The sequence below is a fragment of the Asticcacaulis sp. P2_C5 genome (assembly GCF_056404555.1).
On the sequence record NZ_JBFUDU010000001.1, the window covers coordinates 201164 to 214492 of the forward strand.

The window sequence follows — 13329 nt, forward strand, 5'->3', positions numbered from 1 at the left end:
AAACGTGCGCCCGGGCTTGGTTGACCGGGCGCATTTTTTTTGTTCCCCTGCGCGCCGGTGCGGTCACAGCTGTGGCCTTCCGGCGTAAATCTTTGTGTATATTGTATTTATTCAATCCAAAGGTGCTGCCATGACCGATTCTCCGACACCCGATCCGTCTCCGACGATTTCGCCCAAGGCCCGGGGCCTGATTACCCGCGTCCAGGACATACTGCTCAGACCGGCGCCGACCTGGGATGTGATCGACGCGGAACCGGCCGACGTGAAGTCCCTCTATATGGGCTATGTCATACCGCTGGCAGCGATCGGTCCGGTAGCGTCGATCATCGGGATCAGCCTGTTCACCCTGGGATTCGGCTTGATTCCCGCGGTGCTGGGCGGGATCTGGGGTTTTGCTGTCGGCCTGGCCATGGTCTATGTCCTGGCGCTGATCATTGACGCCCTGGCGCCCAGTTTCGATGGCCAGAAGAACTTCCTGAAGGCCTTCAAGCTGGCGGCCTATTCGATGACGGCCGGCTGGGTGGCCGGGATTGTCATGCTCATCCCGCTGTTGTTCTTCGTGGTTATCCTGGCAGGCCTGTACAATCTGTATCTGTTTTATGTCGGCCTGCCCAAGCTGATGAAATCACCACCCGAAAAGAGCCTCGGCTATACGGCCGTGGTGGTGATCATCGCCATTGTGCTTGGCGCGGTCGCCGGCGGCGTCGGCAAGATGGTGGCCGGCGGGGCGGCTCTTGGCACCTTCGGGATGATGCCGCATGGCCCCGTCGTGGCCGATAACGGCAAGGTGAGCGGGACGGTAAGGATCGGCGGCGCCTCGGTCGATCTCGGCAAGATACAGCAGGCCACCGACCAGATGGCGGCTGAGGCTTCGGCGCAGCAGAATGGCACGACGACGGTAAAGGTCGCCGATCCGCAGGTGTTGCTGGCCCTGATGCCGGCGAGCTATATGGGGGCCGCGCGGACCGATGACAGCACCAGTTCGGGCGGTGCGGTGGGTATCACGGCGGCCCAGGCCCGGGGCAGCTATCTCGTCAATGGCAATACGATCAGCCTGGAAGTTGAAGACCTGGGAACGGCTTCGGGACTTGGTGCAATGGCGGCGGCGTTGAACGTCAACAGTTCGTCCAGCAGCGCAACCGGTTATTCGAAGATCTCCACCCAGAACGGCCAGATGGTCTCCGAAGAGTATGACCGCGACAGCAAGTACGGTAAGTACTCTGTCGTGCGCAATGGTCGGATAAACGTCGAGGCGTCAGGAACGGTTGACTCGATCGATACGCTGAAGAACCTGGTCAACGGTCTCGACGCGGGCAAGCTGGAGGGGTTGTCGAAGGGGTAGGGCCTGAGGGCCTACTGAAAAGCGCTGGCTCCTACCCTACTATACATCCCTGAATTTGCTTGCAAATTTGGGGAGGGGGACCACACGAAGTCGAGTTGGCGAATGCCAACGAGAATGAGATGTGGTGGTAGGGTTTCTTGCTTACTTTGTAGTGTCCTTCGCATCGAGTATAAGCCCGTTTGGAAGGGTTCAAGTAAGCCAGAAACCCCACCAGCCTTGCCGGCAGGCACACATCTCCGTCTTCGCTTCACTGCGTTTCGCTTGCCGTCGTGCGGTCCCATCGCTGGCGAAAGCTATACTTTCGCTGGCGCTATACCCCAAATTTCTTCGAAATTCAGGGATGTATACGTCTCTGAGCGCGTCGGCTCTGTTTAAGGCGCGCTCTCAAGCGCCGGGTCATAGTCGTGCAGCGGCAGACCGAGGAAGGCCCAATAGTGCGGATAGACGCCGTCGCGTGTCAGGGTGTTGTGATCCGAACCCGCCATGCGGATAAAGACCTTGGGTGCATTGGCCAGGGCGAACAGGCGTTGGCCCTCTTTGAACGGAATGACGCGGTCGCGGTTGCCATGGGCGATCAAAAGCGGCATATGGACGTCCTTGATCCGGGTACGGCTCATATATTTGTCGGTCATCAGCAGCGAGACTGGCACAAAGGGATAGCGCTCCTGGGCGACGTCGGAAGCTGCCGTGAAAGGCGCCTCGAGGATCAGGGTGTGGGCGGGGCGCTGGGTGGCGACGTAGGTGGCGACGCCCGAGCCCAGGGAATGGCCGTGGATGACGATATCCTGGTCGCGGAAGCCTTGCGCCTTCAGCCAGTCATAGGCGGCCAGTCCATCGATAAACAGGCCCTTTTCGGTCGGCTTGCCGGTTGAGTGCGAATAGCCGCGATAGGCCAGGGCCAGGTAACCGACGCCCTGCTTATGCATGCGAATATAGCGGTATTTACCCATGGCGAGCGTGCCGCCCTGACCGTGCAGGAACAGGATAACGGGCTGGCCGGGCTGTGGCGGTTCGTACCAGGCCTGCAGGCGCTCGCCATCGGGGGTGGTAATGCGGACATCCTGGATCTGCAGGCCGCTGACAGCCGGGCCATCGGGTTCGGGCTCGATACCGTAGAGCATATGGCGCTGGTTGACATAGAGATAGCCGACCAGGGCGACATAAAGGAGCGCCACAACCGCGACCGCGGCAAGTGCGATGTTTCTGAGGCGCTGCAGAGCAGGGGACATGGCTATCCTCAGAAAACGGTTGCAGCGAGGACTTCGCCCGCCTTGGGTTGGTGGCGGTAGGTCAGGGTCACGATGGCGAACTCCAGGACCTTGGCGACCACGGTATACAGGCTCAGCCACATCAGAAATCTGATCATGATCGTTGCGTCTTCAGGCATGTGCTTCATATGCGTCAGGATCAGCACGATGGAGCCGATAACGACGACAATCATGGCCCCCGCGACGCAGGTCGTGAGGCGCGCCAGCCACCAGGCGACAATAAGGAACTTGCGCGGACCCGGCACACGGCCGTCAACCCTGTTGAGGGCCAGCACCGCCAGGAATGGCACGACCAGACTGGCCAGGGGTACGAACCAGCCGAGCCACGCCCAGCGCGGCGTGACCGGAAGATGCGTCTGTCTGCCGGCATTGGAGGTCAGCCGCCAGGTCCAGCGCGCCATGACGATCAACGTGCCAAACCGCATCAAGATCATAAGCATGTAGAGCATAACCAGTGGCGCGGCGTCTTTTTCCGCGTTGGGAAGCGTCTGGAATGTCGGCCAGCCCAGGGACAGGCCGGCGGCAAGCAGGATGACGCACGGCAAAAGCTCAAGAGCGGACATGATCTGCAGCGTCAGGGTCATGCCCGCGCCGGCCTTGTGCTTTGTCGGCTGAGCCATGCCATCCCCCCGTTTGAAGACCAACTATCGCCGCTCGACCGACCGCGTGCAAGATTCAATTTACACAGACCAGTTTACAAAACAAACTAGTTCATGTAATGACCTTGTTTATGGAGCGACGGGCTCCGGTTTCCTCAGGGAGAATTATTGTGAGCACTTCGATTACAAGGGACGGTGAGCGCTGGCATGACCTCGACGCCGTTCGCGCCTTCGCCCTGCTGCTGGGCGTTGTTCTTCATGGCGTCATGTCGTTCATGGAGCCGCGTATCTGGATTGTCGCCGACACGGTGACCGACAGCGGTGCCAATGTCGCCTTCTACGTTATTCACATGTTCCGCATGATCACCTTCTTCGTCCTGGCCGGCTTCTTCGCCCGCATGATGCTGGAAAAGCGCGGCATCGGCGGTTTCATCGCCAACCGACTGAAGCGTGTCGGCATTCCCCTGGTCGCTTTCTGGCCGATCGTCATGGCCGCCATCATCGCCATCATGATCATCGCCAACATGCCGGCACCGGGTTCGGCCGCCGCCGCGGCGCCACCGGCTCCTCCGCCGGCCTTCAGCGTGCAGACCTTCCCGCTCAGCCACCTGTGGTTCCTGTATGCCCTGTTGCTGCTCTATACCGGCGCTCTCCTGATCAAGATCGTCACGGACGTCCTGCATGTCGGCAATGTGCTGGGCCAGGTGCTGGACCGCGTCATCGGCATGCTGACCAAGAGCGACCTGATCACCGCCGTCCTGGCCCTGCCGGTCGCCGTCGTCTTCTACAGCAATGATGCATGGATGATGTGGTTCGGCATCCAGACCCCGGACACCGGCCTGATCCCCAACCTGATGGCCGTGGCCGGCTTTGCCACCGCCTTCAAGTTCGGCTGGTGGCTGAACCGCCGCGCCGACCTGCTGGATCACCTGGCCAGCCGGGTTTGGCTGTACGGCCCGGCCGCGATTGCCGGCACGTGGTGGTGCCTGTCGACCGTCGGCAAGATGCCGGTCCTGGCGCCGACGGCCGGTCACGACCACCCGCTGTACTGCATGATCTATCCCCTGACCGCCTGGGCCTGGACCTTTGCCCTGATCGGCGGCGCCCGCCTGCTGCTGCGCAAGGAAAACCCGATGGTCCGCTACCTGGCCGACGCCTCCTACTGGGTCTATATCGTCCACGTGCCGCTGCTGCTGGTCTTCCAGTATCTGGTCAAGGACATGGCGGCCGAGGTCGAGTACAAGGCCGCGATCGTCCTGGTCGGCACCATGACCATTGCGCTCATCAGCTACGCGCTTATGGTACGCTACACATTCATCGGCACGATTCTCAATGGTCGCCGCCGCAGGGTCAAGGCCGGGGCAGCGGCGCAGGAGGCAACGGCGTGAGCGCTGATAAAGATACGGGCACAGATAATGGTCCAGAAGATGAAAAGGTCGGCACCCGGATGGGTGCCGACCTGGCCTTCGTCAAGGGACTGGTCGGTGAAGGGGCGCGCGGCCGCATGTCGGGCGGGGCTGTCTTCCTGGCGGCCGGCCTGTGCTACGGCCTGCAATGCCTGCTGTTGTGGCCCGAGACCATGGGCTGGTTCCACTGGGGATCGTTTGGAGTGGTGCTCGGTATCGCGCCCAGCGTCATCTTCGCCGCCGTGCTGGGTTATGTCCTGTGGACGAACCGCAAGGACGGCCAGAGGGGCGTGGCGACTCGGGCGATCAATGCCGCCTTCGGCAGCGCCGGCCTGGCCAATATGTTCATCGTCGCTGTCTTCGGCTACCTGGCCTTTTATGTCGAAAAGAACATGCTGATCTGGCTGCTGTATCCGGCCGTGGTCTGCGCCTTTCAGGGGGCGGTGTGGTACATCGCCTATATGATCCGGCGCGAACTGTGGCTGGCCCTGGTGTCGGCCGGCTGGTTCATCACCACCCTGGCCCTGGGCCTGCTGATCCGCACGCCACACTATGTCCTGGTGCTGGGCCTGGCCCTGACCTTCCTGATGGGCGGATCGGGCTATGCCATGATGCGATTGGCCAAAAGGGCGGAGACGACAGCGGCATGAGCATGGAGATGGACGATCGGCCGGAGGGGTCGGAACATGACCAGGATATCGGCGCCAACCTGGCCTTTATCCGTTCGCTGGTCAGCGAGGGCGGACAGGTGCAGCGCTCGGCTGGTATCGCCTTCCTGGCGGGCGGCCTGTCGTTCGGCACGCAATGCATATTGCAGTGGGCCGAGATCATCGGCTGGCTGCCATATGGCTTGCTGGGCCTGGTCATCGGCGTCGGTCCGACTATCGTCTTTACCGTCATCGTCTCGTGGCTTGCCTGGAAGGATCGCAAGTCCGGCCAGAAAGGCGTGGCGACGCGCTCGCTCAATGCGGCTTTTTCCAGCGCCGGCCTGGCTAACCTGGTCATGGTCGCGGTCTTCGCCTATGTCGCCATAACCGAGAAAAGCATTCTGCTGTGGATGCTGTACCCGATCGTCATCTGCGCCCTTCAGGGGGCTGTGTGGTACATCGCCTACATGATCCGCCGCAAGGCATGGCTGGCCTTTGTCTCGGCCGGTTGGTTCGTCACCACCCTGATTCTGGGCCTGCTGATCAAGACGTCGCACTATGTCCTGGTGCTGGGGATCGCCCTGTTCGTCCTGATGGGCGGGGCCGGCTATACCCTGATGCGCCTGGCCAAAAAGCAAGCCCCGGAAAGGGCTGAGGGAGAGGACCGGCACCATGGGTGACGGGTTCAACATCAACCGGCTGGACGATGCCATCCACGGGCGGCTGCGCCTGGGGATCATGGCCTATCTGATGGACGCCGAAGCGGCAGACTTCAACGAGCTGAAGTCCGTGCTGGATGCGACCCAGGGCAATCTCTCGGTCCATCTGCGCAAGCTGGAGGAGGCGGGCTATGTCGAGATTATCAAGAGCTTCCAGGGCCGCAAGCCTTTGACGCGGGCGCATATCACACCGGCCGGTCGCAAGGCCTTCGCGGTCTATCTCGATGCACTGTCGAAACTGGTCGAGCGGCGATAATGGCCTCTGATTAGCTGGTATCAGGCAAGATTTTGGCCGCGAAAAGCGCGAAAAACGCGAATAAGTTTAAGCCTGAAAGCTTGCGCGAAGCGCTCAAACGGAATACGCGCTAGCAAAAGATTGCCCAGCGGGCACAAAATTTCAGCGTTCATTTTCGCGCTTTTCGCGTTTTTCGCGGTTCAAAATCCTATAGCTTGCTGCGTAATGAGGTTGGCAAAAGCCAAATCTCAGAAAACATCGGCGGCAGTCGCTTTCACCGGATTAGCCAGCCAGCGCGTGACGCGCGTGACAATGATGATCGTCAGCACGCACCAGACAACCAAAGTCAGTTGCAACAGGGCGTTCAGAGAGACTAGCCCGTTGCCGGCCGATAATAATCGGATGACAAGCCCGATAAGCAGGATCGCGATCTGCAGAAACCACCAAATCAGAATAATTTTCACTTGGCCGCTGTCCTTCCAGTCCGTTGGATTGCGGCTGGCCTGATAGATTTCCTTGACAACACCATAGGGCTTGAAAAGTGAAGCGATCGGAATGAGGTACCAGAAGGCGGCCATCCACGGCCCGCTCTGCAAATCCTCCGTTACGGTTTCGCGTACGGCCTTGTTGGCGAGACCGGTCCACAGGATCAGAAAGCCGAAGTGGAGATACATGGCGATCTTAAAAAGGCTGACCGGCGCAACCGCCGCAGCAAGGTCGTGATAGGCTTGCTCACCCGCTGGCAACAAGCCTGTTTCAACGACAAGCAATCCGGTCAGCCAGAGCGCCAGTATGAACGACGTCAGACGCAGGAAAAATGAAACTATGCGCGGTCCTTGAGCAGTCCGAGTCGCTTCAGCCATGCGCGATATCCCCCATTACTATCCTCTGCACCATCCGGCGCTTTCGGTGGAAAGACAAGCGAAACCGTGACGAAGCTGATGCCGAGCAGCAGGCTCCAGGCGCCCATTTTTTGCAGCGAGACCAGGTGCCAGGCCTTGCCGGAATAGGCCCCGGAATACGCCCATGTTCGCGTATAGGTGCCGATATTTTCCGCCACCCAGAGGAAGAAGGCGGTCAGGCCGGCGGCCAGCAGCAGGGGCATGGAATGGACGGTACGGTCGATACGGAAGAAGACAAAGCTGCGGAAAAACACGACCGCAATCACCGCGAACAGGATGTAGCGGATGTCGTAGACGAAATGATGGGTGAAGAAGTTGATATAGATGGCGATGGCCAGTAGCCAGGCGATCCACGCCTGGGGGTAATGCGAAAAGCGCATGTCGAAGACGCGGATGGCGCGGGCGATGAACGACCCCACCGAGCCATACATGAAGCCGGTGAACAGAGGCACGCCGCCGATATGGAAGATCGAGGCTTCCGGATAGGTCCATGAACCCATGTGGGTCTTGAACACCTCCATCACCGTGCCGATGACGTGGTAGAGACAGATGACCTTGACCTCGTCGACGGTTTCCAGCCGCGTCCACAGCATAGTCGCCTGGATCAGCAGGGCACAGAGCAGCAGGAAGTCGTAGCGATGGACGACCGCTCCGGCCGGCCAAATCAGGTGGGTGACGACGATCAAGAACAACATGGCGGCGCCGAACAGGCACGACCAGGCCATCTTCAGGCCGAACAGGACGAACTCGGCCAGCGGCGCGGGCAGGCGTTGCAGCGTACCGCGAATGAAGCGGCGGGCCGGTTGCAGAAACGGAGCTAAGGGGTGAACGGGCGGGTTGGCCATGACGGTTTATGACGTGCAAATTTGCGGTTGTCATCTGCCGAAAAATACTTGACTCAGTCCAATATATTGCTTTTCCTATCGTCATGACCCAGAACGACACCATTGAACGCTTACGTGCCTTCAACCGCTATTACACCCATCGCATCGGCTTGCTGGCGCCGCAGCCTTATGGCGGCGAGCTGAGCCTGACCGAAAGCCGGGTGCTGTACGAACTGGCGCATCATGGCCCGTTGAAGGCCGGTGACCTGATTACGCAGTTGGGACTCGATGCCGCCTATGTCAGCCGTATTGTCAAACGCTTCACGGCCCTGGGTCTTGTGGCCAAGGCGCGCGATCCGCAGGACGGCCGGGCGGCAATCCTGACCCTGACCCAAGCCGGGCGGCAGGCCTTCGCGCCGATCGATGCAGCGTCACGCGAAGGCCTGGGGCAGTTGATCGGTCACCTCGGTGAGGCGGCGCAGGCGGCTCTTGTCACCTCGGTCAGGCGCGTCGAACGTTTGCTGGAGGGTAGCGGGGTATGGCGGATGCGCGATCTGCAGGTCGGCGATATCGGCCAGATCACGGCGCGCCAGGCCCTGTTGTATCAACGCGAATACGGCTTCGATATCAGCTACGAAGCTTTGGTGGCGCAACTGCTGGCAGGTTTCGTCCAGACTTTCGATCCAGACAGGGAAGCCGCCTTCATTGCCGAAAAGGACGGCGAGGTGGTGGGCTCGGTCTTTCTGTTCCGCGGCGATGAAGACGATGTGGCGAAGCTGCGCCTGCTGTATGTCGAACCGGATATGCGCGGCCTGGGTATCGGCAGGGCGCTGGTCGAGGCCTGTGTCGCGGCGGCGCGCCAACGCGGCTACCGGCGCATGGTGCTGTGGACGCAGAACCATCTGCTGGCAGCGCGGCGCATCTATCAGGCGGTGGGGTTCGCCTTGGTGTCGGAACAGGAGAACCGGATGTTCGGTTGCGACCTGGTCAGCCAAGTCTGGGGTATGGATCTGTAAAGGCGTCGGGTTGACGCAAACGGCCCCATACAGCATGTTCCTGGTCTGTGAAGGGATAAGAGGGGAAATTGCCATGACCGAGTCGACCGATACGGAAGCCCAGCTTCGCGCCGCACGCAATCACATCATCGCCAGTCTCAATGCCGGCCTGTCCGTCGCTGCCGCTATCCGGGCCGCGATTGCTGATGGTATTGATGAAGTGGCAGCACACAATGCCGGCCGGGCGCTGAAGCGTGAAATGGTGCAACTGAAAAAGAGCCGGGCGCTACGTTCCGTCGGCCTGGGCGCCCTGGTTGCACTGGCGGCCTTGATTGTGACCTTCACGCCGGGGCTGAACATTCTGGTGTCCATTCCCTATACCCTGCGCTTCATCGCCTTCGTCGCCGGCATTGCCTATATGGTGATCTCGTTCGTCTATTACGCGACAGCCGAAAGCCGGGTGAAATAGACTACACCCGGATCGACTGGCGGATGACGGAGGCGACGTCCTTGACGCGGGCGCGGATCATCATGAACGGACCGCGACGCATGCCGCAGGATGTCTCGACCGACCACTCGCCCGAGATCTCGTCGTTGTTCTCTCCGACTGTGCCTTCATACTCAACGTCGTGACTGAGGCCGGCGGTACCGTCATAGGTCTTGACGAAGCGCACCTTCCCACCGTTGCTGCGGCCGACGACATGGGCATTGGTTTGATAGAATGCGCCATCGGCATCGTTCATGCCCTCGTGAATCGTGCCGGACAGGCGGCTGCCCGAATCGATCAGCACAGCGACGAACAAGCTCTCGGGAATGTTCGGCAGCGTTCTAATACTATACAGCCCGTTCCACACGCCAGTAAGGGCTGTGCCGGGGTTCAATTCTTTTTTCATTGTTTACTCCCTGGGGTGAAGTCTAATCCTTACAGCCTTAAGGGGCAAACGGCAGATGCGCCGTAACGCCAATTTTGACGCATTTGTGAATAAAAAGGCAGTCGTTTTGCCAGGCCAGTTATCATTTGGCGCCGTAAAGGCGACCTCCGGGGGGGCTTGGCCCGGATCAAGGCGATTCCATCATTGTTCTTACCCAAGTTCTGGCCCAATCATTGTTCCGGCAATGCAATCTTGCTAAGACGGCCGCGCCCGCCATATACCGGCCGCCTTAAGCTGGCCATCTATGGGCTTTTCGCCCGCATCGCCTATGCCGTGAGATCGTTTTTCGTCGCTGGGGATGGGGGCTGCGGGCAATTTTGACTCCCTACCACCGCTGTGATTAAGTATGGCGCTTCGGGGGATGGTATGGTCAATCAGACAGCATATCCGCGCGTCTATCAGTTCAGCCCGCTTAAAAAGCTACAACTCGCTGTTGGGCACCTGATGGTCTGCGCCCTTGGATTTTTCACAGCTGCCACCTCTTACGGGCTTATCGCGCATACTGGCCTGTTGGGCGGCGTAACGCTCATGTTCACGCTCCTGACGCTGTTTTGGTGCACCGGCTATCTGAGCCTGATGCCACGAGTCGCTCTGTGGATCAGAATTGTCTTTGGCCTGGCGGTTATAGGTCTGTGGGCCGCCACGGGTATTCTGGCAAACGATCTCAGCCATATTCCAAAAGGACTGTGGGTGCCTGAGCTTGCTGGCCTCCTGCTGGTTAGCGTGAACTTGTTCTTCCTGCTTCGCTCCCTGCGCGGAAGGCTGGTTCTGCACGCGGACCGGCTTGACTGCCGGGGCATCTTTTTCAGCCGCACCATGTGTTACAGCGAGATCGTCGACAGTTCCGTAGCAAGCGGCCCTATCTGGCAGAACCTACTCAGGCTTGATCTGCGTGACGGTACAAGGCTCGATATTGGGACGTTTGTACGTCCGGATGAGGTGTTCAGAGCCTGGGTCGACGGACTCCCCAACAAACGGCTCCAGGCCAAGCAACGACAATGGGAGGATCAGCAGGCCAATCCCGCCTTCCCGCGTGTCTATCGTCAGGGGCGCCTTGGCCGGGCGGTGGTTTCGCTGCTGGCGCTGATGGTTTGTGCCCTTGGGTGCGCCATACTGGCGATGGCGGGTGACCTGGTGGCCGATCCGGGCCTGAATCTTCTCTTGCGGCAAATGGACGAGGTCCCAATTTTCGCCCTCATGGCCTTCGTACTGATCGCGCTCAACGAACCTCGCCTTGGCATCCCGGTCAGGATTATCCTTGCACTCGTCTTCTCCGGACTCAGCTACGCCTATAGCTCGATCTCCTCGCCGCATATGCTGCCGATTCCGCCGTCGGATCTTGGCTGGGTCAAGCCGACGATAGGCGCGGTCTTTCTTGCCGCGGGCCCCTTCTATATTTACCTTACCCATCGTACGCAATTGACGCTGTATGCTGATAGGGTGGAATACCGCGGCATTCTGGCTACCCGTACGATCCGCAACAGCGAGATTGCCGACACATTCGGCTTCTTGGATACGTTTTTCGGCAGCATCTGCCTCCGGCTGAACAACGGGCGGTCAGTCCGGATCGTCAAGCCCGGTCCATTCGACGCGCCGTTCAGTGACTGGATCAACAGTTTTCCCAATAGAGATAGAGAGGCCGAGGATCGCAATCGCGAGGCGTGGGAGCGCAAGCGCCAGGATTTTCTGGCCAATTCCCCCTTCGGCAACGCGCCTGAAGGCCGCGTCTATAATTTCAGGGCGCACACCCAGGCGCTGAAATGGTTGTGGGTGCCGGCTCTTCTGATTTCGGCAGTAGGCATCTATGGGCGACCGTATCCGCTCTGCGTGTTCGCCGTGATGGCCATGCCCGTAGTGGCGGTGATCATGGTCGCGCTGTCGCATTCGCGATGGGTACTGCACAATGATAAGACGGTCTATCGGGTCGGCATTGGAGCCCAGATGGCTGTAGCGCCGTCGATTGTGCTGGCGTTGCGGACCTTCTTCGATGTCCGCGTATTTGACTGGACGGTTCCGGCCGTTTGCAGCGTCGCGGCGGCCCTGGGCATGATACTTGTGGTCTGCCTGATCGAACGCCGGTACCGGTGGCCGGTCCTGTTGTCGGCCCTTCCCATCTATATGTGCTACGCGTGGGGCAGTCTGATGTTCCTGAATGTCATGCTCGACACGAGCCGCCACGAAGTCTTTCCCGTGAAGGTGTTGAAGGTCGAAGCCAACACCGATAACCTTGTGAAGACGCTCACGCGCCCGGCAGGCCAGCCGGGCGGCGAAACCCTGGCCGTCTATCTCCTGGTGCGGCCTTGGCGGCAGGGCGATACGGTCTGTCTCGCGGTCCACAAGGGTGCGCTGAGCTGGTCATGGTATCACCCGATCAGGTGTCCCGCGGCCTGATCCAATCATTGTTCCGGCAATGCAATCTTGCTAAGACGGCCGCGCCCGCCATATACCGGCCTATGAACCCTATGTCCGACACCGCCCCCATCACCGATATCAATACCCGGACCGCCATCCTGGCCACCGGGGCGCGCGTGCTGCGCACCGAAGGCGAGGCGCTGCTGCTGTTTGCCGGCTCGCTGTCGGAAAGCTTTGTGCGCGCGGTCGAGATCATCCAGGCTTGTCGCGGCCGGGTCGTCATGTCCGGCATGGGCAAGTCAGGCCATATCGCGCGCAAGATCGCCGCGACTCTGGCCAGCACGGGTACGCCGGCCTTTTTCGTCCATCCGGCCGAAGCGTCGCACGGCGATCTGGGGATGATCACCACCGAAGATGTGTGCGTGGTCCTGTCCAATTCGGGCGAGACCGCCGAGCTGTCCGATATCATCGCCCATACCCGCCGCTTCGCCATTCCGCTGATCGGTGTCGCCTCGCGGCCGGGCAGCACGCTCTTAACTACTGCCGATGTTGCGTTGTTGCTGCCAAACGCGCCCGAAGCCTGCGCCATTGGCATGGCGCCGACCACCAGCACGACCATGACCCTGGCGCTGGGCGATGCCCTGGCCGTGGCGGTGATGGAGAAGAAGGGGTTCGCCGCGCCCGATTTCCGCGTCTTTCATCCCGGCGGCAAGCTGGGCGCGCAGCTTCTGACCGTCCGCGCCCTGATGCACGGTGGCGAAGCCGTTCCGCTGATCGGCGAGACCGCCCTGATGAGCGACGCGGTTCTGGTCATGACGGCCAAGAGTTTCGGCGTGGTCGGCATTGTCGATGGCGTGGGGCATCTGAACGGCATCATCACCGACGGCGACCTGCGCCGCCACATGGATGGCCTGATGAAACGCCATGCCCGCGACGTGATGAGTCGTAAGCCGCGGACCATTACCGCCGGCGCCCTGGCGGTTGAGGCGCTGGGTATCATGAACGAGCGCAAGATCACCTGCCTGTTTGTGGTCGACGAGGATGCAAAACCCATCGGCCTGATCCATATTCACGATTGCCTGCGGGCCGGAGTCGCATAAGAGTTGCT

The 13329-nt window shown here is 60.4% G+C and carries 14 protein-coding genes; 9 read left to right on the forward strand and 5 right to left on the reverse strand.

Going from position 1 to position 13329, the window contains the following annotated elements; translation table 11 throughout:
- Positions 1 to 130 precede the first annotated feature (130 nt).
- Entirely contained in the window at positions 131 to 1342 is a 1212-nt protein-coding gene (locus tag AC1DXO_RS00780; RefSeq protein WP_476976170.1) for a Yip1 family protein, read from the forward strand.
- 371 nt (positions 1343 to 1713) lie between these two features.
- On the opposite strand, the gene AC1DXO_RS00785 is transcribed toward AC1DXO_RS00780, so the two are convergent.
- Together AC1DXO_RS00785 and AC1DXO_RS00790 are read right to left on the reverse strand one after the other, a co-directional pair.
- Positions 1714 to 2571 carry an alpha/beta hydrolase gene (locus tag AC1DXO_RS00785; protein ID WP_476976171.1) on the reverse strand — a complete coding sequence of 286 codons (858 nt, stop codon included), beginning with the start codon at positions 2569 to 2571 and terminating at the stop codon, positions 1714 to 1716.
- Positions 2572 to 2579: 8 nt separating this feature from the next.
- A complete protein-coding gene (locus tag AC1DXO_RS00790; RefSeq protein ID WP_476976172.1) occupies positions 2580 to 3230 on the reverse strand; it encodes a DUF4328 domain-containing protein in 651 nt (216 codons plus the stop codon).
- A 149-nt stretch (positions 3231 to 3379) separates the two neighbouring features.
- Between AC1DXO_RS00790 and AC1DXO_RS00795 the strand changes: the two genes are divergently transcribed.
- The 4 genes from AC1DXO_RS00795 to AC1DXO_RS00810 are packed head-to-tail and all read left to right on the forward strand — an operon-like array spanning position 3380 to position 6237.
- On the forward strand, positions 3380 to 4597 hold the full coding sequence (locus AC1DXO_RS00795; protein WP_476976173.1) for an acyltransferase family protein: 1218 nt from the start codon (positions 3380 to 3382) through the stop codon (positions 4595 to 4597).
- Complete coding sequence (locus tag AC1DXO_RS00800) at positions 4594 to 5265, forward strand: hypothetical protein (RefSeq protein ID WP_476976174.1); 672 nt, start codon at positions 4594 to 4596, stop codon at positions 5263 to 5265. The genes AC1DXO_RS00795 and AC1DXO_RS00800 overlap by 4 nt, the downstream gene beginning before the upstream one ends.
- Positions 5262 to 5942: a hypothetical protein gene (locus tag AC1DXO_RS00805; RefSeq protein WP_476976175.1), complete on the forward strand. Its 681-nt coding sequence runs from the start codon at positions 5262 to 5264 to the stop codon at positions 5940 to 5942. The genes AC1DXO_RS00800 and AC1DXO_RS00805 overlap by 4 nt, the downstream gene beginning before the upstream one ends.
- Positions 5935 to 6237 (forward strand): winged helix-turn-helix domain-containing protein, encoded by a 303-nt coding sequence (locus AC1DXO_RS00810; RefSeq protein WP_476976176.1) that lies wholly within the window; start codon positions 5935 to 5937, stop codon positions 6235 to 6237. Before AC1DXO_RS00805 ends, AC1DXO_RS00810 begins: the two co-directional genes overlap by 8 nt.
- A 227-nt stretch (positions 6238 to 6464) precedes the next feature.
- Here AC1DXO_RS00810 and AC1DXO_RS00815 read toward each other — a convergent pair whose 3' ends face one another.
- Positions 6465 to 7079, reverse strand: coding sequence for a DUF4328 domain-containing protein (locus tag AC1DXO_RS00815; protein WP_476976177.1), 615 nt, complete (start codon positions 7077 to 7079; stop codon positions 6465 to 6467).
- A complete protein-coding gene (locus AC1DXO_RS00820; protein WP_476976178.1) occupies positions 7040 to 7963 on the reverse strand; it encodes a DUF817 domain-containing protein in 924 nt (307 codons plus the stop codon). The genes AC1DXO_RS00815 and AC1DXO_RS00820 overlap by 40 nt, the downstream gene beginning before the upstream one ends.
- An 83-nt stretch (positions 7964 to 8046) precedes the next feature.
- Between AC1DXO_RS00820 and AC1DXO_RS00825 the strand changes: the two genes are divergently transcribed.
- Positions 8047 to 8958: a bifunctional helix-turn-helix transcriptional regulator/GNAT family N-acetyltransferase gene (locus AC1DXO_RS00825; protein WP_476976179.1), complete on the forward strand. Its 912-nt coding sequence runs from the start codon at positions 8047 to 8049 to the stop codon at positions 8956 to 8958.
- 73 nt (positions 8959 to 9031) lie between these two features.
- Positions 9032 to 9406: a hypothetical protein gene (locus AC1DXO_RS00830; RefSeq protein WP_476976180.1), complete on the forward strand. Its 375-nt coding sequence runs from the start codon at positions 9032 to 9034 to the stop codon at positions 9404 to 9406.
- Position 9407: 1 nt separating this feature from the next.
- On the opposite strand, the gene AC1DXO_RS00835 is transcribed toward AC1DXO_RS00830, so the two are convergent.
- Positions 9408 to 9830 (reverse strand): hypothetical protein, encoded by a 423-nt coding sequence (locus tag AC1DXO_RS00835; protein ID WP_476976181.1) that lies wholly within the window; start codon positions 9828 to 9830, stop codon positions 9408 to 9410.
- A gap of 405 nt (positions 9831 to 10235) precedes the next feature.
- Here AC1DXO_RS00835 and AC1DXO_RS00840 point away from each other — a divergent pair, with 405 nt between their 5' ends.
- Both AC1DXO_RS00840 and AC1DXO_RS00845 read left to right on the forward strand, forming a co-directional pair.
- On the forward strand, positions 10236 to 12260 hold the full coding sequence (locus AC1DXO_RS00840; RefSeq protein WP_476976182.1) for a hypothetical protein: 2025 nt from the start codon (positions 10236 to 10238) through the stop codon (positions 12258 to 12260).
- Positions 12261 to 12331: 71 nt separating this feature from the next.
- Entirely contained in the window at positions 12332 to 13321 is a 990-nt protein-coding gene (locus AC1DXO_RS00845) for a KpsF/GutQ family sugar-phosphate isomerase (RefSeq protein ID WP_476976183.1), read from the forward strand.
- The last annotated feature ends 8 nt before the right edge of the window (positions 13322 to 13329 follow it).